This is a genomic window from Saccharomonospora piscinae (assembly GCF_005862235.1).
Taxonomy (GTDB): domain Bacteria; phylum Actinomycetota; class Actinomycetes; order Mycobacteriales; family Pseudonocardiaceae; genus Saccharomonospora; species Saccharomonospora piscinae.
Genome location: NZ_VCEK01000001.1, coordinates 1,063,471 through 1,085,826, shown reverse-complemented (window position 1 = coordinate 1,085,826; position 22,356 = coordinate 1,063,471). Strand labels below are relative to the sequence as shown.

The 22,356-nt window shown below is 71.9% G+C and carries 25 protein-coding genes; 18 read left to right on the top strand and 7 right to left on the bottom strand.

Annotated features, from left to right (window positions below; genetic code table 11):
• Positions 1-2 precede the first annotated feature (2 nt).
• On the bottom strand, positions 3-1,064 hold the full coding sequence (locus FFT09_RS05245; protein WP_081190964.1) for an AAA family ATPase: 1,062 nt from the start codon (positions 1,062-1,064) through the stop codon (positions 3-5).
• A 277-nt stretch (positions 1,065-1,341) separates the two neighbouring features.
• Here FFT09_RS05245 and FFT09_RS05240 point away from each other — a divergent pair, with 277 nt between their 5' ends.
• The 8 genes from FFT09_RS05240 to FFT09_RS05205 all read left to right on the top strand — a co-directional run bounded on the left by FFT09_RS05240 (position 1,342) and on the right by FFT09_RS05205 (position 8,262).
• On the top strand, positions 1,342-1,719 hold the full coding sequence (locus FFT09_RS05240) for a hypothetical protein (RefSeq protein WP_081190963.1): 378 nt from the start codon (positions 1,342-1,344) through the stop codon (positions 1,717-1,719).
• Positions 1,720-2,322: a DUF3558 family protein gene (locus FFT09_RS05235; protein ID WP_138381959.1), complete on the top strand. Its 603-nt coding sequence runs from the start codon at positions 1,720-1,722 to the stop codon at positions 2,320-2,322.
• Positions 2,319-2,936, top strand: a complete 618-nt coding sequence (locus FFT09_RS05230; protein ID WP_081190961.1) for a PPE domain-containing protein — start codon at positions 2,319-2,321, stop codon at positions 2,934-2,936. Before FFT09_RS05235 ends, FFT09_RS05230 begins: the two co-directional genes overlap by 4 nt.
• Entirely contained in the window at positions 2,933-3,697 is a 765-nt protein-coding gene (locus FFT09_RS05225) for an ESX secretion-associated protein EspG (RefSeq protein WP_138381958.1), read from the top strand. Before FFT09_RS05230 ends, FFT09_RS05225 begins: the two co-directional genes overlap by 4 nt.
• Positions 3,698-4,045: 348 nt before the next feature.
• Positions 4,046-4,477: a division/cell wall cluster transcriptional repressor MraZ gene (gene mraZ, locus FFT09_RS05220; protein ID WP_024874624.1), complete on the top strand. Its 432-nt coding sequence runs from the start codon at positions 4,046-4,048 to the stop codon at positions 4,475-4,477.
• Positions 4,478-4,601: 124 nt separating this feature from the next.
• Positions 4,602-5,585, top strand: a complete 984-nt coding sequence (gene rsmH / locus FFT09_RS05215; RefSeq protein ID WP_138381957.1) for a 16S rRNA (cytosine(1402)-N(4))-methyltransferase RsmH — start codon at positions 4,602-4,604, stop codon at positions 5,583-5,585.
• Complete coding sequence (gene ftsL, locus FFT09_RS05210; protein WP_244231214.1) at positions 5,582-6,298, top strand: cell division protein FtsL; 717 nt, start codon at positions 5,582-5,584, stop codon at positions 6,296-6,298. Before rsmH ends, ftsL begins: the two co-directional genes overlap by 4 nt.
• Positions 6,299-6,333: 35 nt before the next feature.
• Positions 6,334-8,262, top strand: a complete 1,929-nt coding sequence (locus tag FFT09_RS05205) for a peptidoglycan D,D-transpeptidase FtsI family protein (RefSeq protein WP_081190957.1) — start codon at positions 6,334-6,336, stop codon at positions 8,260-8,262.
• A 47-nt stretch (positions 8,263-8,309) separates the two neighbouring features.
• Here FFT09_RS05205 and FFT09_RS05200 read toward each other — a convergent pair whose 3' ends face one another.
• Positions 8,310-9,152 carry an ABC transporter permease gene (locus FFT09_RS05200; protein ID WP_081190956.1) on the bottom strand — a complete coding sequence of 281 codons (843 nt, stop codon included), beginning with the start codon at positions 9,150-9,152 and terminating at the stop codon, positions 8,310-8,312.
• A complete protein-coding gene (locus FFT09_RS05195; protein WP_138381956.1) occupies positions 9,149-10,141 on the bottom strand; it encodes an ATP-binding cassette domain-containing protein in 993 nt (330 codons plus the stop codon). Before FFT09_RS05195 ends, FFT09_RS05200 begins: the two co-directional genes overlap by 4 nt.
• Before the next feature lie 88 nt (positions 10,142-10,229).
• Between FFT09_RS05195 and FFT09_RS05190 the strand changes: the two genes are divergently transcribed.
• Positions 10,230-10,970 (top strand): TetR/AcrR family transcriptional regulator C-terminal domain-containing protein, encoded by a 741-nt coding sequence (locus tag FFT09_RS05190; RefSeq protein ID WP_081190954.1) that lies wholly within the window; start codon positions 10,230-10,232, stop codon positions 10,968-10,970.
• Between the two features lie 71 nt (positions 10,971-11,041).
• Here FFT09_RS05190 and FFT09_RS05185 read toward each other — a convergent pair whose 3' ends face one another.
• The gene (locus tag FFT09_RS05185) at positions 11,042-12,847 is read right to left on the bottom strand and encodes an AMP-dependent synthetase/ligase (RefSeq protein WP_024874617.1); all 1,806 of its coding nucleotides are present in this window, start codon (positions 12,845-12,847) and stop codon (positions 11,042-11,044) included.
• Between the two features lie 111 nt (positions 12,848-12,958).
• Here FFT09_RS05185 and FFT09_RS05180 point away from each other — a divergent pair, with 111 nt between their 5' ends.
• The 7 genes from FFT09_RS05180 to FFT09_RS05150 are packed head-to-tail and all read left to right on the top strand — an operon-like array spanning position 12,959 to position 18,082.
• A complete protein-coding gene (locus tag FFT09_RS05180; RefSeq protein ID WP_081190952.1) occupies positions 12,959-13,366 on the top strand; it encodes a polyketide cyclase / dehydrase and lipid transport in 408 nt (135 codons plus the stop codon).
• A gap of 10 nt (positions 13,367-13,376) precedes the next feature.
• Positions 13,377-14,165 carry a metallophosphoesterase family protein gene (locus tag FFT09_RS05175; protein WP_024874615.1) on the top strand — a complete coding sequence of 263 codons (789 nt, stop codon included), beginning with the start codon at positions 13,377-13,379 and terminating at the stop codon, positions 14,163-14,165.
• A gap of 27 nt (positions 14,166-14,192) precedes the next feature.
• Positions 14,193-14,636, top strand: a complete 444-nt coding sequence (locus FFT09_RS05170; protein WP_024874614.1) for an SRPBCC family protein — start codon at positions 14,193-14,195, stop codon at positions 14,634-14,636.
• Position 14,637: 1 nt separating this feature from the next.
• Positions 14,638-15,771 (top strand): ArsA family ATPase, encoded by a 1,134-nt coding sequence (locus tag FFT09_RS05165; protein ID WP_081190951.1) that lies wholly within the window; start codon positions 14,638-14,640, stop codon positions 15,769-15,771.
• On the top strand, positions 15,768-16,229 hold the full coding sequence (locus tag FFT09_RS05160) for a hypothetical protein (RefSeq protein WP_081190950.1): 462 nt from the start codon (positions 15,768-15,770) through the stop codon (positions 16,227-16,229). Before FFT09_RS05165 ends, FFT09_RS05160 begins: the two co-directional genes overlap by 4 nt.
• Positions 16,210-17,151: an ROK family protein gene (locus tag FFT09_RS05155; RefSeq protein ID WP_081190949.1), complete on the top strand. Its 942-nt coding sequence runs from the start codon at positions 16,210-16,212 to the stop codon at positions 17,149-17,151. Before FFT09_RS05160 ends, FFT09_RS05155 begins: the two co-directional genes overlap by 20 nt.
• 40 nt (positions 17,152-17,191) lie before the next feature.
• A complete protein-coding gene (locus tag FFT09_RS05150; RefSeq protein WP_081190948.1) occupies positions 17,192-18,082 on the top strand; it encodes an NUDIX domain-containing protein in 891 nt (296 codons plus the stop codon).
• A 9-nt stretch (positions 18,083-18,091) separates the two neighbouring features.
• Here the strand turns inward: FFT09_RS05150 and FFT09_RS05145 are convergent, their stop codons facing one another.
• On the bottom strand, positions 18,092-18,658 hold the full coding sequence (locus FFT09_RS05145; protein ID WP_024874609.1) for a hypothetical protein: 567 nt from the start codon (positions 18,656-18,658) through the stop codon (positions 18,092-18,094).
• The gene (locus tag FFT09_RS05140; RefSeq protein WP_138381955.1) at positions 18,655-19,416 is read right to left on the bottom strand and encodes an alpha/beta hydrolase; all 762 of its coding nucleotides are present in this window, start codon (positions 19,414-19,416) and stop codon (positions 18,655-18,657) included. Before FFT09_RS05140 ends, FFT09_RS05145 begins: the two co-directional genes overlap by 4 nt.
• A 235-nt stretch (positions 19,417-19,651) precedes the next feature.
• On the opposite strand from FFT09_RS05140, the gene FFT09_RS05135 reads away from it, so the two are divergent.
• A complete protein-coding gene (locus tag FFT09_RS05135; RefSeq protein ID WP_081190946.1) occupies positions 19,652-20,413 on the top strand; it encodes a lysophospholipid acyltransferase family protein in 762 nt (253 codons plus the stop codon).
• 50 nt (positions 20,414-20,463) lie between these two features.
• The gene (locus FFT09_RS05130; protein WP_138381954.1) at positions 20,464-20,979 is read left to right on the top strand and encodes a polyadenylate-specific 3'-exoribonuclease AS; all 516 of its coding nucleotides are present in this window, start codon (positions 20,464-20,466) and stop codon (positions 20,977-20,979) included.
• Between the two features lie 76 nt (positions 20,980-21,055).
• Here the strand turns inward: FFT09_RS05130 and FFT09_RS05125 are convergent, their stop codons facing one another.
• Entirely contained in the window at positions 21,056-22,159 is a 1,104-nt protein-coding gene (locus FFT09_RS05125) for a 3-deoxy-7-phosphoheptulonate synthase (RefSeq protein ID WP_081190944.1), read from the bottom strand.
• Positions 22,160-22,356 lie beyond the last annotated feature (197 nt).

Genomic DNA, 22,356 nt, shown 5'->3' with positions numbered 1-22,356 from the left:
GACTACCGGAGCCGGTTGCCCTGCGGCACGGGCACGCGCGACAGCACCGCGCGCACCACGTCCGTGGCGGAGCGGCGGGCGGCGTGGGCCTCGGTGGTCAGCACCAGCCGGTGGGCGAGCACGGGGACCGCCACCGCATGCAGGTCGTCGGGCACCACGAACTCACGGCCGGACAGCGCCGCCTGCGCCCGCGCGGCACGGACGAGCTGCAGCGTAGCCCGGGGCGACGCACCGAGCCGGACCTCGGGCAGTGCCCTTGTCGCCGAGGTGAGCTCGACCGCGTACTGCTTGACCTCCGGTGACACGTGCAGCCTGCGCACGACCTCCGCGAGCCGCTGCACCGTGGCGCCGTCGGAGACGGGCTGCAGCTCGTCGAGCGGGTCGGAGCCCGCGTGCTCGTCCACCATCGCCAGCTCGGCGGAGGCGTCCGGGTAGCCGATGGACAGCCGGGCCGTGAACCGGTCGCGCTGGGCCTCCGGCAGGGCGTAGGTCCCCTCCATCTCGATCGGGTTCTGGGTCGCGATCACCATGAACGGGCTGCCGAGCCGGTAGGTGGCCGCGTCGACGGTGACCTGCCGCTCCTCCATGCACTCCAGCAGTGCCGACTGGGTCTTCGGCGACGCCCGGTTGATCTCGTCGCCGACCACGATGTTGGCGAAGACCGGCCCGGGCCGGAACTCGAAATCCGCGTGCTGCCGGTTGTAGATCGAGACGCCCGTGACGTCGCTGGGCAGCAGGTCGGGGGTGAACTGGACGCGGCTCACCGTGCAGTCGATGGAGCGGGCGAGCGCCTTGGCCAGCGACGTCTTCCCGACGCCGGGGACGTCCTCCAACAGCAGGTGGCCCTCCGCCAACAGGGTGACCAGGGCGACCCGGACCACGTCCGGCTTGCCGACCAGGACGCGCTCGACGTTGGCGGCGATGCGCCGCGCGGTCTCGTGGAGCTGGTCGAGTCCGACCGGCCCGCCATGGCCGTCCCCCGGCTCGGTCGGGTACCGCAGCTCACCGGTGGGCTGGCCGTCGCCGAGCGAAGCGGTAGCGGTGGACTGTCCTCTCGACGTCACACGACCTCCTGGTACGAAGAACCTCCGCGGCCGCCTCGGACGCCACCGGGGTCGAGACGACTGGTGGCTCGGTGCGAGCCAGCCTGTCACGAAGTGTGTCAAACACCCGCGAAACCGGTGAGCCAGCCCTGTGGATCAACTCGCTCCGCGGTCCCGGGTGACCTCCTGGGAAGAGGTTGCCCCTTTCAGGTGAGTTCAGATCGTAGCTCTTGGAGACGGGCCGAACTCGCCTATGCTCCGGCAGCGTAGTCGGTCGACTACCGAACGAGGAGCGCCGATGACCGATGTCGACGTGCGGGCCGCGCCGGTGGAGGTGCCCGGGATCGGGGATCGGGCCGACGGTTTCGCCGTCGCGCCGGAACTGGCCGGGGATGTCTTCGCGAAGCTGAGCGAGGTGCAGGACGCGGTGGGCCGCATGGTCCGGCGCGCCCAGGTCCTCGGGCGCACGGTGCCGCTCGGTGACGGGCACGCCAGGGAGATCGGCGAGTTCATGGCCCGATACGGAGTCGACGACTCGGGTTCGGCCGTGGAGTCGCTGACCCGTTTCGGCCAGGAGATCGCCGAGCTGAAACGGCGCATCGAGGTCGCGTTACGGCGCTACGACGACCAGGACGCGGCTGCCGCGGAGGGCGTCGACTGCGTGGGTGGCGGCTGAGTGGGCGAGGCGGTCCGGGGTCGGCCCGTGGCGGCGTTGCTGGCCGGGGCGGTGCTCGCCGGGGCGGTGCTCGCCGGGGCCGGTGCGTGCGGAACCGGCGAACGGGTTGCCGGGCTCGCGAGCGTGGGTGACTCCGGCGCGGGGGCGGTGGCGTCGGCACCAGCCACCGCGCGGTCGGGCACGGCGGCACAGGGCGAGTTCGATCCGTGTTCGCTGCTCGGCCCGGCGGATCGCTCCAGCGCCGGGCTCGCCGAGGCCGGCGAGCGGGCCACGGTGGGTGGCTCACCCGCCTGTGACTACGTCCAGCCCGGGGACTTCGGACTGCTGGTGACGCTGGACCACCACACCGATCTCGACCTGCTGCGGGAGCGGAGCCCGGAGGCCGAGGAGGTGCGCGTCGGTGCCGTCACCGCTCTGCGGGTCGCCGACCTCGCCGCCGACGACGGGACCTGTGCGGTGCTGTTGCCTGCCGGTGGCGCGGCCGGGCGCTCCGGCGCGCGGAGCGTCCACGTCGACGTCACCCTCACCGACTTCCAGGACACCCGTCGTGCCTGTACCCGGGCACTGGCCGTGGCCGAACTGATCGAGCCGGAGCTGACATGACCACGAGACCCACCGGTGAGCGCAGGTACGAGTCCTACAGCCACGAGCGGTTGCACGCCGAGGCGACGGGTGGCAACGATCCCGCCGCCGCGGGCGAGATCGGTCAGGAGTGGGCGGGACTGGGCGCCGAGTTGCGCGCGGTGGCGCAGGTGCTGACCACACTCTCCGAGGACAGTGGTCACGGGTGGCGCGGCGGGGCGGCCGACGCGGTGCGCTCGGCACTCGGCGAGGTCTCCGCGTGGTCGCACCAGGCCGCCGACGTCTCCGACGCGGTGGGCCGGGCCGTGGGGATCCAGGCCGACGCCGCGGCACGGGCACGCGCGGAGATGCCGGAACCGGTGCCCTACGACGCGGGCGCGATCATTCGCGACGCCGCGGCCGCCGGAGACGTGTGGCAGCTCGTCGGCCTGTCCGACGCGATGACCGCGCGGCGGGAGGAGGCGGAGCGGGCTCGGCAGCAGGCGATCGACGTGATGTACGCCCGGGACAGCGCACTCGACACCGCCGTTCCGGGCACGTCGTTTCCGCCGCCACCGGCCCTGCAGGCCGGGACCGGCGAAGGCGGAGCGGCCGGTGCGAGGCCGTCGGCGACCGGAAGGTCGGTCCCGGTGTGATCCGGGTGTCGGCGTCCGCGCTCGACGTCCTGTGGTCCGACCTCGGCCTTCCCGGTGGACCGGGGCCGCTGGACGTCCGCAGTGTGGGGCAGGACGACGGCGAGCGCGCCACCATCCGTGCGGCCGTGTACGACAACCTCACGGAACGCGGGCTGTACCGGGGCGGTGAGCTCGACCCGGCGCTGCGCGAACGGCTGGACGTGCTCGCCCGTGCCGTCGTGACCGTGGAGTGCGAAGCGGTCGTCGACGTCGACGAGCCGAGTCCACTGTGTGCGGTCGCGGCCGCCACGCGCGGTCGGGGTGTGCTCGCGGTGCAGCCGCGCCGAACCGTGGCGTTGTCCGCGATCCGTCCCGGCGAGGTCGTTTCCGCTGCGGTCGGGGTACTGCCAGAGTTCGCCGCGGGGCCCGGGGTCGGGGTCAGCCTGCCTGCCTCGGCACTGGACTCCGTGAGGGAGACGGCCGACCCGGACTCGCCTGGGCGGCGCGCCCGGGTCGCCGGGCAGCAGGCGCGGGAAGTGCTGGCCGTGCAGGCCCGGCCCGTGCTTGCGGCGGGGCAGTTCTCGCTCCGGGTCCGTGAGGGCGCCGCGCTGCGGCGGGTCGGCGGCGTGAGCTGGTTCGTCACCGACGCCGGTGGCTATCTGGGCACGGTCACCGACGGCAGAGGGGGCGAGCCGTGGTGGAATCTGGTGCCAGCGGACCCCGCACGGATCGCGGAGCGGCTGACCGAGCTGCACGACGACGCGCTGTCCGCGCGGGCCTGAACTCGGCGCTCCCCACTGTGCCCCCACCGCGCTCCCCACGCGCCCCCCACCGGGCTCCGGGCCGGGCTCCGGGCCGGGCCTGATCGGGGCCGCGCGCCCGTGCCGCAGACCCGGATGACACCGATCTGGTGTCACTCTGCGCGGCGACGGTAACCGAGCGCACCACCACGCCCCCACCGTGCTGACCTGCGAAAACCCGCGCCACGTCCCACTGAAGTGCAGGTTTCGGCGTTGACTGTGGTGGAAAGTGGGGTACGGTGGTGGCCAGTGGGGCGGAAGGGACGCTCCGTGGCCGATCTCGACGGACTTCCGGGTCGTGGCGCTGGTCGGTAGGGGAGGTGGAGGCCGGTGTTCCTCGGCACCCACACCCCCAAGCTGGACGACAAGGGGCGGCTCACGCTGCCTGCGAAGTTCCGCGACGCGCTGGCAGGTGGGCTCATGATCACCAAGGGACAGGATCACTGCCTGTACGCCTTCCCGCGCGCCGAGTTCGAGCGGTTGGCCCGCAAAGTCGCGGACGCGCCGTTCACCAACGAGTCGGTGCGGGCCTACCAGCGGTACCTGTTCGCGGGCACCGACGAGCAGCGCCCGGACGGGCAGGGCCGCATCGCGATCACTCCCGAACTCCGCCGGTACGCCGGGCTCACCAAGGAGTGCGTGGTGATCGGGGCGATCACCCGGTTGGAGATCTGGGACTCGCGGGCCTGGGAGACCTACCTGGAGGAGCACGAGGACGGTTACGCGAAGGCGCAGGAGGAGATCCTGCCGGGCATGTTCTGACCGGATGGCGTGAGGCTGCGGCCCTGATGCAACTTCCCCGGTATCAGGTCCGCAACCTGACGGCATCCGGTTGACGCCTATTTCGGAAGTGGGGGCGAGCGAGAACGACGGGAGAGGGGGTGCCGTGACCGATCGTGCCGATGGTTCGGCCGGCGAGAACGCCACGCACCTGCCCGTGTTGCTCGACCGAGTGCTCGACCTGTTCGCACCGGCGCTCGCCGACCGCGACGCGACCCTGGTGGACGCCACCCTCGGGCTGGGCGGTCACACCGATGCGCTGCTGCACGCGCACCCCCGGCTCACGGTGATCGGTCTCGACCGCGACCCCGAGGCGCTGGAGCGGGCGCGGGCCCGGCTGGCCGGTCACGGTGACCGGATCCGGTTCGTTCGGGCCGAGTACCACCGGCTTCCCGACGTCCTCGCCGAGGAGGGGCTCACCGCCGTCGAGGGCGTGCTGATGGATCTCGGGGTCTCGTCGTTGCAGCTCGACCGCGACGAACGCGGGTTCGCCTACGCGCGCGACGCGCCGCTGGACATGCGGATGGACCCCACCCGGGGCACCACGGCGGCGGACGTGCTCAACACGTACTCCGTCGACGAGCTGACGAGAATTCTGCGCGAGTACGGTGAGGAACGCTTCGCCCGCCGCATCGCGAAAGCGGTGGTGGCCGAACGCGAGCGCAGGCCCTTCGACACCAGCGAGCGGCTGGTACGGCTGCTGTACGACGCGGTGCCCGCGCCGAGCCGCCGTACCGGAGGGCACCCCGCCAAGCGCACGTTCCAGGCGTTGCGCATCGAGGTGAACAGCGAGCTGGACATCCTCCGCGCCGCCGTTCCGGCCGCGGTCGACGCCCTCGCCGAGGGAGGCAGGCTCGTCGTCGAGTCGTATCACTCGCTGGAGGACCGGATCGTCAAGCGTGTGCTGGCACGCGGTGCGGCTTCCCGGACGCCGGAGGGGCTGCCGGTGGAGTTGCCGGGACACGGCCCCGAACTCACGCTGCTGACCCGCGGCGCGGAGAAGGCGGACGAGGAGGAGGTCCGGCGTAATCCCCGCGCGGCGTCCGTCCGGCTCAGGGCGGCGGAGAAGAGGGGAGCTGACGGCTCGTGACCGCACCCGCCCGGAACCGGACCGCCCCCGCGTCGGCGCGCACGGCGACCCGCACCACCGCTCCCGCGACCGACGAGCCGTCGAAGCCCGGCCGCCGTACGTCCGGAGGAACCGGCAGCACGCGGCGCACGGCGGCGCAGCGTGCCTACGCGCGTCGCGCGCATCGCACCGGAACCCTCGTCGAGGGCGAGACCCCGGGAGCCGGCCGGCTGGCGCTGCAACACTGGCCGCGCTCACGGGCGACGTTCGTGCTCGTCCTCATGGGACTGATGCTGTGCGGGGTGGTGGCCTCGCTGTGGCTGTCCACCCAGGCCATCGCCGACTCCTACCGGCTGGAACAGCTGCGGGAGCAGAACGACCAGCTCGCCGAACGCGCTGAGCAGTTGCGCCGCGAGGTCGGCCGGCTGAACTCGCCGTCGTCGCTCGCGGAGCGGGCCGAGGCACTCGGCATGGTGCCGGGCGGAAACCCGGCGAGGCTGGTGGTGTCGGAGGACGGCTCGGTGTCGGTGGTGGGCGACCCCGTGGCGGCGACCGCGCCGCCACCCCCGCCTGAGGCCGACGAGGACCGGGACGCTGACGGCGACGAGAGCGAGATCGGCTCCGGCGACACCACTGACACCGGCGACACCGGCTCGGAGTCCGACGCGGAGTCCGACGCCGACCCCGAGTCAGGAACCGACGGTGACGGCGCGGAGGGCGCGGCGCGGCGCTGAACCGCGCCGACGGACGTGGTGAGGGGAGTCCCGGGATGCCGGAACAGCGCGGCACGCGGCGCGGTCAGGCGAGACCCGGTGGTGCCGGAGACGGCGCGCACCGGACGTATTCGGTGCGCGCGCGCCGCAGCCGCTCCGCGACGACGGCCAGGAACAACCGCAACCGCTTCGCGGTGGGCCGTATCGCGCTGACGATGCTCCTGGTGGCCGCCGGGCTGAAACTGGGGCACATCCAGGCGTTCGAGGCATCCGCGCTGTCGGAGCGGGCTGAGCGGCAGCGCACGACCATCATCGACATCCCGGCCGAACGCGGGTCCATCGTGGACCGCAACGGCGCCGAACTCGCGTTCAGCGTGGAGACCCGCAAGCTGTGGGTGAGTCTGCGGCAGATGCGCCAGACCTGGGCGGAACAGGCGAGGGAGAACCCCGGTTCGGGGGAGAACTTCGACACCAGGGCCGCGGAGATCGCCGACCACATCGCGGCCCAGGTGCCGGATCTGGTCACCGAGGAGGAGCTGCTCGACGCCTTCCACAAGGACGCGGCGTTCACCTACCTCGTCGACGACGTCGAGCCGACCGTCGCCGACGAGATCAGCGAACGCTATCCCGAGATCGGTTTCGAGAAGCGGGCCAAACGGGTGTACCCGGGCGGGGAACTGGCCGCCAACGTCGTCGGCTACGCCAACTGGCGCACCGAGAGTGAGCAGGTCTCGGAGCACAACATCCACGGGTTGTCCGGGCTGGAGTTCTTCCGCGACGAGGACCTGGTCGGCACTCCCGGCAGGCAGATCGTCGACACGGCCCAGGGCACCGACGTCGTGATTCCCGGCACCGAGCGCGACGTGCAGGCCGCCACGGCGGGGTCGGACCTCGAACTGACTCTGGATTCGGACGTGCAGTACGAGTTGCAGCGCAGTCTCGGCGCCTACGTCGACAAGGCCGACGCCGAGGCAGGCAGCGCGGTCATCCTCGACGCGAGGACGGGTGAGGTGTACGGGCTGGCCAACGATCACTCGTTCGACCCGAACCAGCCGCCCGACTCCAGCGACGCCCTGGCCAATCCGGCGGTGTCGACCCCGTTCGAACCGGGATCGGTGGCCAAGGTGGTCACCGCGACGGCCGCGATCGAGGCGGGTCTCGTCGGCCCGGACAGTACGCTCGCCGTGCCGGGGTCCATCAAGGTGGCCGATCACACCGTGCACGACGCATGGCCGCACGGCACCCAGGACTTCACGGCCACCGGCGTTTTCGCCAAGTCGTCCAACGTGGGCACGCTCCAGCTCGCACAGCGGCTCGGGCCCGACCGGTTCCTGGCGGCGCTGACCAAGTTCGGGATCGGTCAGCGCACCGGCGTCGGGCTGCCGGGCGAGAGCGCGGGCTACGTGCCGCCGCGTGAGCAGTGGTCGGGCACCACGTTCGGCAACCTTCCCATCGGTCAGGGCCTCTCGATGACGGTGGTCCAGATGACCAGTATGTTCCAGGCCATCGCCAACGGGGGTGAACGGGTGGAGCCCCGCATCGTGAGCGCCAAGCTGGCGCCCGACGGCAGCAGGATCCCGGAACCCGCGCCGCGGACCACGCGGGTGACGGACCCGAAGACGGCCGACGTGGTGAAGGACATGCTCCGGGCGACCACACAGGACGGTGACTACAACTACAGCGGGACAGCGCCCGAAGCCGCGCTGGAGGGGTACCAGATCTCCGGGAAGACGGGGACCGGACAGCAGGTGGACCCCGACACCGGCGGGTACAGCGACCGCCTGCACAACATCACCTTCGCGGGCATCCTGCCCGCCGACGAGCCCCGGTTCGTGGTGGGAATCTGGCTCGACGCGCCCGACACCACGATCCCGGAGGGCAACTCGGCCGCTCCGCTGTTCCGGGAGATCGCCTCCTACCTGGCCCAGCGGTACAACATTCCGGTGTCCGAGGAGTCGGCACCGACGAAGCGACTGGTGCGCTGACGCGCCGGTGGTGGTGCCCGACCACGAGGGCACCACCACCGTTCGCGTCACAGTCCCGCGTCGCGGAACCGGCGGATCGAGAGCGGCACGAACACCACCAGCAGCAGGACACACCAGCCGACCACGGCCACGACCGGATGCTGCAACGGCCACGCGGCGTCGGGGCCCACCGGTGGACCGGGGTTGCCGAACAACTGCCTGCAGGCCGCGGTGGCCGCACTGATGGGATTCCAGTCGGCGATGACCTGGAGCACGGTGGGCATGCCGTTGGTGGGCACGAAGATGTTCGAGATCATCGTGATCGGCATGATGAGCGGGCCGATGCGCGCGGCGGTCTCCTCGTTCTTCGCCAGTGCGCCGAGGTAGACGCCGACCCACGAGACGGCGTACTGCAACAGCAGCACGATGCCGAAGCCCGCGAGGGTCGCGCCGAGGCCGTTGTGGGTACGCCAGCCGAACAGCAGTCCCACCAGTGCCATGATCACCAGGCCGCCGAGCGCGATGACCAGGTCCGCCGCCGTCTGGCCGAACGGCACCGCCGAGCGAGCCATCGGCATCGAGCGGTAGCGGTCCATCACGCCGAGACCGTTGTCCTTCGCGATGACCGTGAGCGAGCCCATGACTCCGAACACGGAGCTCATGACGAACAGCCCGGGCATCAGGTACTCGCGGTAGTCACCGCCGCCGGGGATGGGGATGGCGCTGCCGAAGACGTAGCCGAACAGGATGACCGACACCAGCGGAAAGGTGAAGGTCATGACGATCTGGGACGGCTGGTGCTTCAGCTTCAGCAGGTTGCGCTGGAAGATGGTCAGCCCGTCGGAGATCCCGGCGCGCAGCGAGCCGGTGTCCGTGGCCGGTGCGGTGCTCGCGGTGGTCGGTGTCGTCACCGGCTCGCCTCCTTGTTCTGCGGCGTGTCCTGGGGTGCGGGCCTGCCGGTGAGCGTGAGGAAGACCTCGTCGAGCGTCGGCTGCCGGATACCGACGTCGACCGCCTTGATCCCGACCTGGTCGAGCTGGCGGACGACGTCGGGCAACGTGACGCCCTCGCTGCCCACCGGCAGGGACAGCATGCCGCGCTCGGTGTCGAGGTCGGGTTCGGCGGAGCTGCCCGCCAGCGCGGTGAGCACCGTGGCCGCCTGTGGCAGCTGGTCGGACTCGGCCAGCGCCACGTCGAGCCGTCCCCCGATCCGCGCCTTGAGTTCGTGTGGGGTGCCGGACGCGATGACTCTGCCGTGGTCGATGACGGCGATGTGCTTGGCGAGCTGGTCGGCCTCGTCGAGGTACTGCGTGGTGAGCAGCACGGTCGTGCCCTCGGCCACGAGGTCCCGCACGGTGTCCCAGATCTCGGTGCGGCTGCGGGGATCGAGCCCCGTGGTCGGCTCGTCGAGGAACAGCACGGTGGGGGACACGATCAGGCTGGAGATGAGGTCGAGCCTGCGCCGCATCCCGCCGGAGTAGGTGCGGACCTGCCGGTTTCCCGCGTGAGCCAGGTCGAACCGTTCCAGTAGTTCGTCGGCACGGGCCTTGGCGCGGGCCGAGCCGAGCCGGAAGAGCTTGCCGAAGATGCGCAGGTTCTCGCGGCCGGTGAGTTCCTCGTCGAGTGCGGCGTGCTGACCCGCGAGACCGATCTTTGTCCGGACGAGGGCGGCCTCGCGTACGACGTCGTGTCCCGCGACCGTGACCCTGCCCTCGTCGGGGCGGGTCAGTGTGGACAGGACGCGCACGGCGGTGCTCTTACCCGCCCCGTTGGGGCCGAGCAGTCCGTAGACCATGCCGGGACGCACGGTCAGGTCCAGCCCGGCGAGTGCGTGGGTGGCGCCGAATCTCTTGTGAACGCCCTCGGCGACGACGACGGCGTCACCGTTGGGTGATGACATGGGAGTCCCCCTGAACGAAGTACGGTGTACGCTGTCCACGATAGCCAACCGAGTACGTCGTACGCAACCAAGTGATTCCGAGGAGACCATGGCGCCGAAGGATGAGTCGCCTCTGCTCGCCCGGCTTCGCGTGTGGAGTCCGCGTCCCCGCTCCGGACGGGGGCCCGCGCCCGCGTACAGCCGGGAGCAGATCGCCGACGCCGCGATCGCCGTCGCGGAGGCCGACGGACTCGACGCCGTCACCATGCGCCGGGTCGCCACCGAACTCGGCACCGGCGCGATGAGCCTCTACCGCTACGTGGAGAACAAGGAGGTACTCGTCGAACTCGTCAGCGACCGGATGTACGCCCGCCACGACTGGCCGGAACTCACCGGACGATGGCGCGAGGACCTGCGGAACTTCGCCTGGGCGCACCGCAGGGCGCTGCGGGCCCACCCGTGGCTGCTGCGGGTCTGGAACTCCGGTCCGACGCTGGGCCCCAACATGCTCCGGCACTTCGAGTCGACCGTGTCGATCGTGGACGGTCTCGGTCTCGACATCGACGACATGGTCGAGACGGTGTTGCTGGTGCTGACCTGGGTCGGCGGCTACACGCGCCAGGAACTCGACACCCTGACCTACCTACGGGCCCACAGCGAGGACGAACTCGAACGCGAGCTGGGCGGGCACGTGCGCACGGTGATCGACAGCGGCGACTATCCGTACTTCACCCGGTTCGTCAGCGAGGCGCGCACTCCGCACATCGACGAGGACGCCCGCTTCGCCCGCGCGCTCGACCGCATCCTCGCCGGCATCGAGGCGACGTTGCCATCGGCGGGCGGGGGATGAGCCGCGAAGGCCACCTTCACTGCGTCGGACGCAGCTAAGGTGGCCTTCGCGGTACGGATTAGCGGCGGCGCCTACTTCGCGTAGAGCTGGTCGATGGCGTTCGCGTAGTTCTTGCTCACCACGTTGCGCTTGAGCTTCAGGCTGGGCGTGATCTCGCCACCCGCCTCGGTGAAGTCCTGCGGCAGGATCACGAACTTCTTGATCGCCTCGGCCTGGGAGACCAGCTCGTTGGCCTGGTCCACGGCGGCCTGCACGGACGCGCGGAGGTCGGCGTCGTCGGCGAGGTCGGACACCGTGGCGCCCTCGGGCTTGCCGTGCTGCGACTTCCAGGTCGGGAAGAACTCCTCGTCGATCGTCACCAGCGCGCCGATGAACGGGCGCTGGTCACCCACCACCATCGCCTGGCTGATCAGCGGGTTCGCCTTGAGCGTGTCCTCCAGGCCCGACGGCGCGACGTTCTTGCCGCCCGCCGTCACGATGATCTCCTTCTTCCGCCCGGTGATCTTCAGGAAGCCGTCGTCGTCGAGCTGCCCGAGGTCGCCGGTGTGGAACCAGCCCTCCTCGAGCGACTCGCCGGTCGCCTGCTCGTTGTTCCAGTACGCGCCGAAGACCACGTCGCCCTTGAGCAGCACCTCGCCGTCGTCCGCGATGCGGACCGAGGTCCCGGCGACGGGCCTGCCGACCGTGCCGACCTTCAGGGCGTCCTCGGTGTTGACGTGGGCCGCCGCGGAGGTCTCGGTGAGGCCGTAGCCCTCGTACACCGGAACGCCAACGCCGCGGAAGAAGTGCGCGAGCCGGTCGCCGAGCGGGGCCCCGCCGGAGACCGCGCCGAGGCAGCGGCCACCGAGCGCCGCACGCAGCTTCGCGTACACCAGCTTGTCGAAGACGGCGTGCTTGAGCCGCAGCCCCAGACCGGGCCCGCCCGTGTCCTGGGCGCGGCTGTACTCGACGGCCGTGGCCTCCGCCGCGTCGAAGATCTTGCCCTTGCCGCCGGCGTGTGCCTTGAGCTTGGCGCCGTTGTAGACCTTCTCGAACACCCGGGGCACCGCGACCACGGACGTGGGACGGAACGTACCGAGGTCGGCGACGAGGTCCTTGATGTCGGCGGTGTGGCCGAGGGTGACCCGCGCGGTGAACGCCGTCACCGCGATGGCACGGGCGAGGATGTGGGCCAGCGGCAGGAACAGCAGCAGCGAGTTGCCCGACGACATGATCCGGGGGAACGCCTTGATGTCGGCGCGCACCTCGGCCAGCAGGTTGCGGTGGGTGAGCACGACGCCCTTGGGGCGGCCCGTGGTTCCGGAGGTGTAGACGATGGTGGCGGTGTCGTCGGCCGTGACGGCCCTGCGGCGAGCGTGGACGTCGTCGTCGGCCACGTCGGCACCCAGCGCCGCGAGCGCGTCCACCGCGGCGTCGTTGCCCGCACCGCCCTCGATCTGCCACACGTGGGCGAGCTCGGGCATGCGGCCCCGCACCGACTCCACGGTCGCCGCGTGCTCGGCGGTCTCCACGACGAGGGCCTTGGCGCCCGAGTCGGTGAGGATCCAGTGGGCCTGCTCCGCCGAGGAGGTCTCGTAGATGGGCACCGACACCGCGCCCGCGGCCCAGATCGCGAAGTCGAACAGCGTCCACTCGTAGCGGGTCTTCGACATGAGCGCCACGCGGTCACCCTGCCCGACCCCGGCCTTGACGAGCCCCTTCGCGGTGGCCAGCACCTGCGCGGCGAACTCCTTCGCGGTGACGTCACGCCACGAACCGTCGAGCTGCCGCCGGAAGCTCACCGTGTCGCCGAATCGCTCGGCGTTGACCCACACGACGTCCGACATGTTCTCGTCGTCGGCGACCGCGGCGATCGCGGGAGCGCTGTATTCGCGCACGTGAACCTCCGTGTTCGGCAGATGTTACTCGCCGGTTAAACTAACTCCTGCCGCGCTGTTTGGCTATGCCCGGGGGCGATGGTGTCGCCGCTTCGTGCGATTCTCACAGCCGTGTCAGCCACCGACAACGCACCCGCACTCGACGTCGTCGACGAGACGTTTCTCGCGGTGCCGCCGGGCACGGTCGCGGCGGCCTTCGCGGACCCCCGTTCGTGGAGCCGGTACTGGCCCGATCTCGTGCTCGAAGTCTACACCGACCGGGGTGCGGAGGGGCTCCGCTGGACGGTGCGGGGCGCCCTGGTCGGGACGATGGAGATCTGGCTGGAAGCGGTGCTCGACGGCACGGTGCTCCACTACTTCCTGCGCGCCGATCCGGCAGGCGCGCTCACCCCTCGCCTGCTCCGGCGGGAGGCCGATCGCCGGGCGCGCGCGGCCAAGGCGATCGCCCTGGAACTCAAGGACATCCTGGAGGACGGCAGGGAACCGGGGGTGGGGCCGGCCGGGACCGTGCCCGGCTAGGGTGACGCCTGTGCGGGTACATGTCGTCTCCGACGTGCACGGCAACGCCGAGGCGCTGGCGCGCGCGGGCGACGGTGCCGACGCGCTGATCGTGCTCGGCGATCTGCTCGACTTCATCGACTACCACGACCACGCGAGCGGCATCTTCGGCGCGCTCTTCGGCGAGGAGAACGTGCGGACCTTCGCCGCGTTGCGGCGCGAGGGCACCCGGGAAGAGATCGGTGTCTTCGTGCGGTCCCTGTGGGGCGGGCTCGCCGATCCCGAGGCCGCCGTCGACGAGGCCGTCCGGGAGCAGTACGCGCGGCTGTTCCCCGCGATGACCGCGCCGACCTACGCCATCCCCGGCAACGTCGACGCGCCCGCGCTGTGGCCCGAGTTCGCGCCGGAGGGCGTGCGCCTGGTGGACGGCGAGGTGGCCGAGATCGGCGGCCTGCGCTTCGGCTTCGTCGGAGGGGCGCTGCTGCCGGACGGCGTCACCCCGCGCCCCGGTGCCGCGTGGCGGCCCCACCTCCTGCCGAGGGAGGAGTTCGATGCGCGCGTGGCGGGCCTGCGTGACGTCGACGTCCTGTGCAGCCACATCCCGCCGTCGGTTCCCGACCTGACCTACGACGTGGTCTCCCGGCGCCTCGAGGTGGGAGCGCGGTCCCTGCTCGACGCGATCACCACGGAGCAGCCGAGGTGGTCGCTGTTCGGTCACGTACACCAGCCGCTGTCGGCGAGGACCCGGCTCGGGCGCACCGAGTGCCGCAACGTGGGTCACTTCCAGCGGGGCGCCACGCCCTACGTGCTGCGCTGGTGACGCGACGGGCAGCTACGCTCTAGCCTCATGGCGGAGCAGTCCACGCAGTCCATCGAGATCGAGGCCGCCCCGGGCGACATCATGGCGGTCATCGCCGATTTGCCTGCCTACCCGGAGTGGGCGAAGGGGGTGCGCGAGACCGAGGTGCTCGCCACCGATGACGCCGGAAGGGCCGCCGAGGTGCGGTTCACCCTCGACTCGGGGCCGGTGAAGGACGTCTACACCCTCGCCTACGACTGGGCCGACGACGGCCTGTCGGTGAGCTGGAACCTCGTGAAGGGCCAGATGCAGAAGTCACAGCGGGGCCGGTACCTGCTGGAGCCGAGCGGCCCGCACCACACGACCGTGACCTACACCCTCTCGGTGGAGCTGGCGTTGCCCATGATCGGGCTGCTGCGCCGCAAGGCCGAACGAATGATCATGGATACGGCGCTGCGGGAGCTGAAGCGCCGCGTCGAGGACCGGTCGTAGCGTGCGCGTACTGCTGTTCACCGGGAAGGGCGGCGTCGGCAAGACGACCCTGGCCGCCGCCACCGCCGCGTGCCTGGCGCGCCGGGGGCGCAAGACGCTGGTGGTCTCCACCGATCCCGCCCACTCGCTCGGCGACGCGATGGGCAGGTCGCTGACCGCCGATCCCTCCGAAATGGACAGCGACTTGTTCGGCGCGCAGATCGACGCGCGTGCCCTCGTCGACAGTTCCTGGGACGCGCTGCGCGGCCAGCTGCGCACGGCGCTGGCGGGGCTCGGCCTCGACGCGCTCGACGCGGAGGAACTCACCGTGCTTCCCGGGGTGGACGAGCTGCTGTCCCTGCAGGAGGTCCGCAGGCTCGCCGACGAGGGCCCGTGGGAGAACGTCGTCGTCGACTGTGGCCCGACAGCCGAGACGCTGCGGTTGCTCGCCCTGCCCGAGGCCGTCGCGGGATACCTGGCCCGGCTGTCGGCGTGGCGGGCGCACACCGCCGTGGCACGGTCGGTGGACCGCTTCGCCGCCCAGGTCGAGTCGTTACGCACGATGCTGACCGACGCCGACACGACGACCGTGCGGCTGGTGCTCACCCCGGAACGTGTGGTGGCGGCCGAGACCCGGCGCACGCTCACGTCGCTGGCGCTGCGAGGGATCAGCGTCGACGGGGTGGTGGTCAACCGCATGGTGCCGTCGGCCGGGTTGTGGCGAGGGGCCGCCGCGTCGTGGCTGCGCACCCGGCGTGCCCAGCAGGAACAGGTGATCGCGGACCTGCGGGAGAGCGGACTCGGGCCGACGGCGATGCGCACCGTGGAGCACCGCGCCGAGGAGCCCGTCGGGCTCCCGGCGCTGCTGGAGATCGCCGACGAGCTGTACGGGCAGACCAGCCCACTCGTGGGCGAGCCCGGTCCCGCTCCTTTGGTGGAGACCTCGGAAGTCGCGGGCGGCGTCGGGCTGCGCCTGGTCCTGCCGCTGGCGAAGGACTCCAGCGTGCAGCTTGCCAGGGTGGACGACGACCTCGCGGTGACCGTGGACGGGTTCCGCAGGCTCGTCGCGTTGCCGGAGTCGCTGCGCCGGTACACACTGACCGGCGCCGAATCCGACGCCCGCGGGCTGTTGCTGCATCTGGAGAAACCCTCATGACGAGCCACGACCAGGCGGAGCCGGGCGCGGACGGCGCACGGCTCGCCGAGGAGATCCGGCTGCTGGTGGACCTCGTGGTGGAGCAGGCGAGGCCCTGGCTGGACGGGGTGATCCAGGCAGGGCACGGCCGCGCGCACGGCTCGGAGCAGTCCAGCGAACAGGCGGCCGGGACCGACGACGGCGGGTGCGAGTGGTGCCCGCTGTGCGCGGTGGTGTCGTTGTGTCGTGGTGAGCGGGTCGACGTGGCCGCGCGCGTGCTCGACCACGTCACCCAGCTGCTGGCCCTGTTGCGGGCCGTGCTCGCCGACCGGTGGGCCCCCGAGGACGGTGTCCACATGCCCGGCTTCCGGCCGCCGCCCACCCGGTCGCCGGAGGACGAACGCCGGGAGAGCCGGGTGCAACACGTGGTGGTCACGCCCGCGAGCGAGTGGGAGCCCGATGCCCGCGATCGGCGTTGACGTCGGCGGCACCAGCGTGCGCGCGGGCGTCGTCGACGAGCAGGGCTGCGTGCTCGACTCGGCCCGGGTCGCCACGCCGGGCTCGACGGACGCGCTGGAGGACGCCGTCACCACCGTGGTCGACGAGCTGCGCTCCCGGCACCCGGTCGATGCCGTGGGCCTGGCCGTGGCGGGGTTCGTCCACCCCGACCGCCGTTCGGTGCGCTTCGCGCCGCACCTGCCGTGGCGGTCCGCCCCGGTGGCCGACCGGATGTCCGGCAGGCTCGGGGTGCCGGTGACGCTGGAGCACGACGCGAACGCCGCAGCCGTCGGCGAGCACCGCTTCGGCGCGGCGCGCGGCGCGGGCATCGCGTTGTTGCTGGCCGTCGGGACCGGAATCGGTGCGGGACTGCTGCTCGACGGCCGGATCTTCCGGGGTGCGCACGGCGTCGCGCCCGAACTGGGGCACCTGCGCGTGGTTCCGGACGGCCGCCCGTGCCCGTGTGGCGGACACGGCTGCTGGGAGCGCTACTGCAGCGGTACCGCGCTCGCGGCCACCGCGGTCGAGTTGCTCGCGCGCCGCCGTCCCCGCTCGTCGGCGCTGACCAGGGACTCCGCCGACCAGGCCGAGATCACGGGGCGGCGGGTCGCCCACGCGGCCAAGGAGGGTGACGGCGTGGCGCTCGCCGCCTTCGCCGACCTCGCGCACTGGCTCGGTGAGGGGCTCGCGCTCATCGCGGACGTCTACGACCCCGACGTCGTGGTGATCGCGGGCGGGGTGGCCGAGTCGGCGCCGCTGTTCGTGGACGAGGCCCGGGAACGCTATGCCGCGATCGTGACCGGAGCCGGGCACCGGCCGCTCGCCCGCGTACGAACCTCGCAGCTCGGTGACTCCACCGCGATCGTGGGCGCGGCCACTCTCGCCCGCGAGCGCACCCGGTGACGGCGGACGAACCCGGCGCAGTCGTCGCTAGGCTGGGTGAATGCTGCTCGGTGAGGGTGAAGGGTTCGTCAGTTGTGACTGCGGACGGCGGCACTGGGGACCGCACGGAGCGGCGGGTCTGCTGCTGACCGATCCGCGGCGCGGCGTGTTGCTCCAGCACCGCGCCGGGTGGACGCACCACGGGCGGACCTGGGCGCTGCCCGGCGGCGCCGTGTTGCCCGGCGAGACTCCCGCCGAGGCCGCGACCAGGGAGACCGAGGAGGAGACCGCCGTGCCGCCGTCGTCGGTGCGGTTGACCTCCTCCCGCGTCGAGGACCATGGCACGTGGTGCTACACCACGGTGCTGGGCACGGCCCGCGGCGCCGTGGAGGCCACTGTGGCCAACGAGGAGAGCGCGGAGCTGCGCTGGGTGCCACCCGGGGAGGTGGAGCGATACCCGCTGCACGGGGACTTCGCACAGGCGTGGCCGACACTGCGTGCGGAACTCGACCGCGCGCTCGTGCTGGTGGTCGACGCGGCGAACGTGGTGGGAGCCCGGCCCGACGGCTGGTGGCACGACCGCGCCGGCGCCGCCGTCCGGCTGCGCGACCGGCTCGCCCGCCTGTCGGTGGCCGGGGCCGCCGCGCATCGCCTCGGCCTCGGGGCGCAGGGCCGCTGGCACTGGTGGCCGAGGGTGCTGCTGGTGACCGAGGGGCGCGCCCGCGACGTGGGCAGCGTGCCCGGAGCGGAGGTCGTCGCGGCGCGCGGCGAGGGCGACGACACGATCGTCGACACCGTCGCCGGGCTGCGGGCGGAGCGCCCCAGGGACCACCTCGTCGCCGTTACCGCCGACCAGGAGCTGCGCCGCAGGGTGGGCGCGCACGACAGCGGCCTGCTGGGCCCGGGCGAGCTGTGGCGCCTGCTGGACTCGGTGGCTCCCTCCCGGCCGTGAGAGCCGGGGTCATACCTGGGCGCCGTTGGCGGGGTCGGCTCCGTCCGGCGGCCCCTGCCTGACCCGCAGCAACGCGAGCGCGATACCCGTCGCCAGTGCGAGCAGCCCCAGCGGCAGCGAGAGCGTGCGGCCCAGCCCCAGCAGCCCGGGGGCGAGCAGCAGCAACAGCCCCACCACGAAGAACAGCAGGACGACGACCGCGCCCTTGCGGGGCCGCGGCAGGGGCGGCGGTTCCGGTGGCACGAAATGCTCGTCGTCGTCGCTGTCGAGTGCGTCGAAGGCCGCCTCGGCGTCCTTGCCGAGCAGACTGTCGTCCCAGTCGGTGCCCGAATCCCGCCAGCCGGACCGGGTCGCGGTGTCCTGCTCCCTCGGCGAGCCGGACGAGCGCCGTCGCGATCCGTCCGCGCTCGCCGGGCCGTCGTCGTCCTCCGCGCCGGACTCGCCGTCGGTGTCGGCGTCCCGGTCCAGTTCGCGGCCCGTGTCCGTACCGAAACCCTCGGCCTGAAGGTCCGCGACGATCTTCGCGAACGTGGCGTCCACGTCCTCGGGCCCGTCGGGGCCTGACGTCCTGTTCATCGGGCACTCACCTGTCTGACGGACTCGACGAACTCCACGCTGCGCTGAAACAGCAGCGGCGCGTCGTTGTCGAGCGTGGCGACGTGGTAGCTGTTGTGGAGCACTACCTCGCGCAGGTCCTCGCTACGCACGTTGGCGGCCACCACGGCCGCGTTGACGGGCTCCACCACGTGATCGACGGCCGAGCGGGCCAGCAACACCGGCTGGGTCACCCTCGGCAGGTCCCGGCGCACGAGCGGCCACAACCGCGACAGACTGGCCAGCGCGCGCAGCGGGGTGCGGTCGTAGGCCTGTTCCAGGACGCCGGGCCGGGCGATGTCGCCGGCCAGCGCCGCCGCGGACGGCACCACCGGGGCGAGCAGCGTGGCGATCCTGGCGTCGAGCCTGCGGGTCAGCACCGACGGGTTGACCAGCACCAGCCCGCCGACGGCGGGGCCGAGATCCTGCGCCAGGCGCAGCGCGAGCGTGCCTCCCATCGAGAGGCCGAACACGAACACCATGTCGCACCGGTCGCTCAGGGCGGCGAACTCGCCGCGCAGCCACCCGTACCAGTCGGGCCACCGGGTGCGGTTGCACTCCTGCCAGGTGGTGCCGTGACCCGGCAACCGGGGACCGCGCACGGTGAACCCCGCCTCCGCGAGGTACTCACCCCAGGGGCGCATGGCCGCCGGAGTACCGGTGAAGCCGTGGCACAACAGCACACCCACCTCGGGAGAGCCGTCGAAGTAGAAGGGTTCAGCGCCGGCGAGCACAGGCATGCCCGGTCGTCCTCCCGTCAAGCCGCATCGTCCCATGGTCGCACGACTCGCGGCCGGGCAGCGCGGCTGTGTGGAACCTGTGACGTCGGCGCGTGTGACGACGGTCTCGTCCCGCCCTCGGTGTGACCTCGGTCGCGGCCTGGGTATCCCTGACGAGGGCGTGTTGTGCGGTGGCGGCGGACGTTCGTAGTCTGGATCGTCGGCAGGAAAACCGCAGGAGGAGGAACGAGACCCAGTGCTGTATTGGCTGATGAAGTACGTGCTGCTGGGTCCGTTGCTGCGCCTGCTCTGGCCGACGCGGGTCACGGGGACGGAGAACCTGCCTGCCGAGGGGGGAGCCATCCTCGCCAGCAACCACCTCGCGGTGGCCGACTCGTTCTTCATGCCGCTCTACGTGTCGCGCCGGGTCACCTTTCCCGCCAAGCAGGAGTACTTCACCGAGCGCGGCGTCAAGGGCAAGTTCAAGAAGTGGTTCTTCACCGGCGTCGGCCAGTTCCCGATCGACCGGTCCGGGGGCACGGCGGCGCAGGCCGCCATCGACACCGCCGTCCGGCTGCTGAGGGAGGATCACCTGCTCGGCATCTACCCCGAGGGCACCCGCTCGCCCGACGCGCGGCTCTACAAGGGCAAGACGGGTGTCGCCAGGATCGCGCTGGAGGCCAGGGTGCCGGTGGTGCCCGTGGCCATGGTCGGCACCGACCGCGTCAACCCGATCGGCTCGAAGATGTGGTGGCCCCGCAAGCTGGAGATCCGCTTCGGTGCGCCGCTGGACTTCTCCCGGTACGAGGGCCTCGCGGGCGACCGGTTCGTCGAGCGCTCCATCACCGACGAGATCATGTACTCGCTGATGGAACTGTCCGGGCAGGAGTACGTGGACATCTACGCGGCGAAGGCGAAGGAGCTGCTCGCCGCCGACGAGGCCGGGTTGCGCCCTGCCGTCCCCGCGCAGCCGGACGCCCGTGAGGTGACCAGGCTGCCGGAGTCGCAGGCGGGCTGAGCGGGGCGCGGGTGGGCCTGCCGCCGAGCGGGTCGAGTACGGTGCCCGGCGTGCGATTCTTCTACGACACCGAGTTCATCGAGGACGGCGTGACCATCGATCTGGTCTCGATCGGTGTCGTGGACGAGTCGGGGCGGGAGTTCTACGCCGTCTCCACCGAGTTCGACCCGGCCAAGGCAGGTCCCTGGGTCCGCGAGCACGTGCTGACGAAGCTGCCGCCGCCCGCCGACGCGGCCTGGCGCAGCAGGCGGCAGTTGCGGGCCGATCTGCTCGACTTCTTCGGCAAACCCCGCGACGGCATCGAACTGTGGGCCTGGTACGCCGCCTACGATCACGTGGCGCTGGCCCAGCTCTGGGGTGCGATGCCGTCGCTGCCCCGCCAGCTGCCCCGCTTCACGCGCGACCTGCGGCAGCGCTGGGACGACGTGGGGCGGCCACGGCTGCCGTCGGCCCCCGACGACGCGCACGACGCGCTCGCCGACGCCCGGCACAACCACCGCCGCTGGCAGGTCATCGAGCAGGCCCGCCAGGACCAGACCCGCAAGGGGGCCTACCCGGCGCGGTGAGCGTGGTGCCGCGAAGGCCACCTTCACTGCGTCAGACGCAACGTGGGTGGCCTTCGCGGCACTCACCGGGCGACCGTCACGCCCCCCGGCGCGCACGCACGGCAGCCGCCAGCTCGTCGAGGAGGGTCGCGGTCGTGGGCCAGTCGAGGCAGGCGTCGGTGATGCTGCGGCCGTAGTCGAGGTCTTCGCGGCGTCCGAGGGTGAGGTCCTGGCGGCCCGCCTCCAGGAAGCTCTCCAGCATCAGCCCCGTGACACCGCGTTCGCCGTCCGCTACGCGGGCGGCGAGTTCGCGGACCACGGCGGCCTGCCGCACGTGGTCCTTGCGGCTGTTGCCGTGGCTGGCGTCGACGACGACTCGCTCGGGCAGGCCCGCTTCGCGCAACCGCGCCAGCGTGCTCGCCACCGTCCCCGCGTCGTGGTTCGGGCCCGAGGCGCTGCCCCGGAGAATGACGTGGCAGTCCGGGTTGCCGGAGGTCGTCACCAGCGCCGCGAGACCGTCGGGGTTGATCCCGGGGAACACGTGGCTCGCGCCCGCCGCCCGGACGGCGTCCACGGCCACCTGCACGTCGCCCTCGGTCGAGTTCTTGACTCCCACCGGCATCGACAGCGCGCTGCACAGTTGCCGGTGCACCTGGCTCGCCGCCGTGCGCGCACCGATGGAGCCCCACGTGACGGTGTCGGCGAGGTACTGCGGCGTGATCGGGTCGAGGAACTCGGAGCCCACCGGCAGCCCGAGCGCCGAGATGTCCAGCAGCAGCCGCCGGGCCAGCCGGAGCCCGTCGTTCACGGCGTAGGTCCCGTCGAGCCCAGGGTCGTTGATGAGGCCCTTCCACCCGAGCGTGGTGCGCGGCTTCTCGAAGTACACCCGCATGACGATGTGGAGATCGTCGCGCACCCGCTCGGCGTGCTCGGCCAGCAGCCGGGCGTAGTGCCGTGCCGCGTCGGTGTCGTGGACCGAGCACGGGCCGACCAGCACGAGCAGGCGGTCGTCCCGGCCGTCCAGGATGTCCACGGTGTCGCGCCTGCCGAGCGTGACCGTCTCGGCGACGGCGCGGTCGACGGGGTGCTCTGCCCGCAGAAGCGCGGGCGAGAGCAGTGGGCTCATGCGGGTGGTGCGCCGGTCGTCCAGCGCGGTGATCGGGTCGGCCGCGGCCAGTGTGCTCGCGGGGTCGTGCGGCATGGGATGTCCTTTCCGCAAGCCGCCTCGCCGCCCGTGCAACCCGGTGCGCCGCCGTCGAGCCGGCTCGTCGTCCGGCTCGAGGTGTCAGGTCGGTCAGCGCAGGGTCTCGCCGACCGGCCCACCCCGGGCCGGCCCGCTAAACCAGAACGAGCGTTCGCGCTGCACGGCGGACACTCTAGCAGGCGGCGTCGCTGCAC

Coding starts and splice junctions, on each gene's coding strand:
- FFT09_RS05240 (WP_081190963.1), top strand. CDS start 1,342: ATGACCGATGTCGACGTGCGGGCCGCGCCGGTGGAGGTGCCCGGGATC.
- FFT09_RS05230 (WP_081190961.1), top strand. CDS start 2,319: ATGACCACGAGACCCACCGGTGAGCGCAGGTACGAGTCCTACAGCCAC.
- FFT09_RS05205 (WP_081190957.1), top strand. CDS start 6,334: ATGCCGGAACAGCGCGGCACGCGGCGCGGTCAGGCGAGACCCGGTGGT.
- FFT09_RS05195 (WP_138381956.1), bottom strand. CDS start 10,141: ATGTCATCACCCAACGGTGACGCCGTCGTCGTCGCCGAGGGCGTTCAC.
- FFT09_RS05190 (WP_081190954.1), top strand. CDS start 10,230: ATGGCGCCGAAGGATGAGTCGCCTCTGCTCGCCCGGCTTCGCGTGTGG.
- FFT09_RS05170 (WP_024874614.1), top strand. CDS start 14,193: ATGGCGGAGCAGTCCACGCAGTCCATCGAGATCGAGGCCGCCCCGGGC.
- FFT09_RS05160 (WP_081190950.1), top strand. CDS start 15,768: ATGACGAGCCACGACCAGGCGGAGCCGGGCGCGGACGGCGCACGGCTC.
- FFT09_RS05155 (WP_081190949.1), top strand. CDS start 16,210: ATGCCCGCGATCGGCGTTGACGTCGGCGGCACCAGCGTGCGCGCGGGC.
- FFT09_RS05150 (WP_081190948.1), top strand. CDS start 17,192: ATGCTGCTCGGTGAGGGTGAAGGGTTCGTCAGTTGTGACTGCGGACGG.
- FFT09_RS05145 (WP_024874609.1), bottom strand. CDS start 18,658: ATGAACAGGACGTCAGGCCCCGACGGGCCCGAGGACGTGGACGCCACG.
- FFT09_RS05140 (WP_138381955.1), bottom strand. CDS start 19,416: ATGCCTGTGCTCGCCGGCGCTGAACCCTTCTACTTCGACGGCTCTCCC.
- FFT09_RS05125 (WP_081190944.1), bottom strand. CDS start 22,159: ATGCCGCACGACCCCGCGAGCACACTGGCCGCGGCCGACCCGATCACC.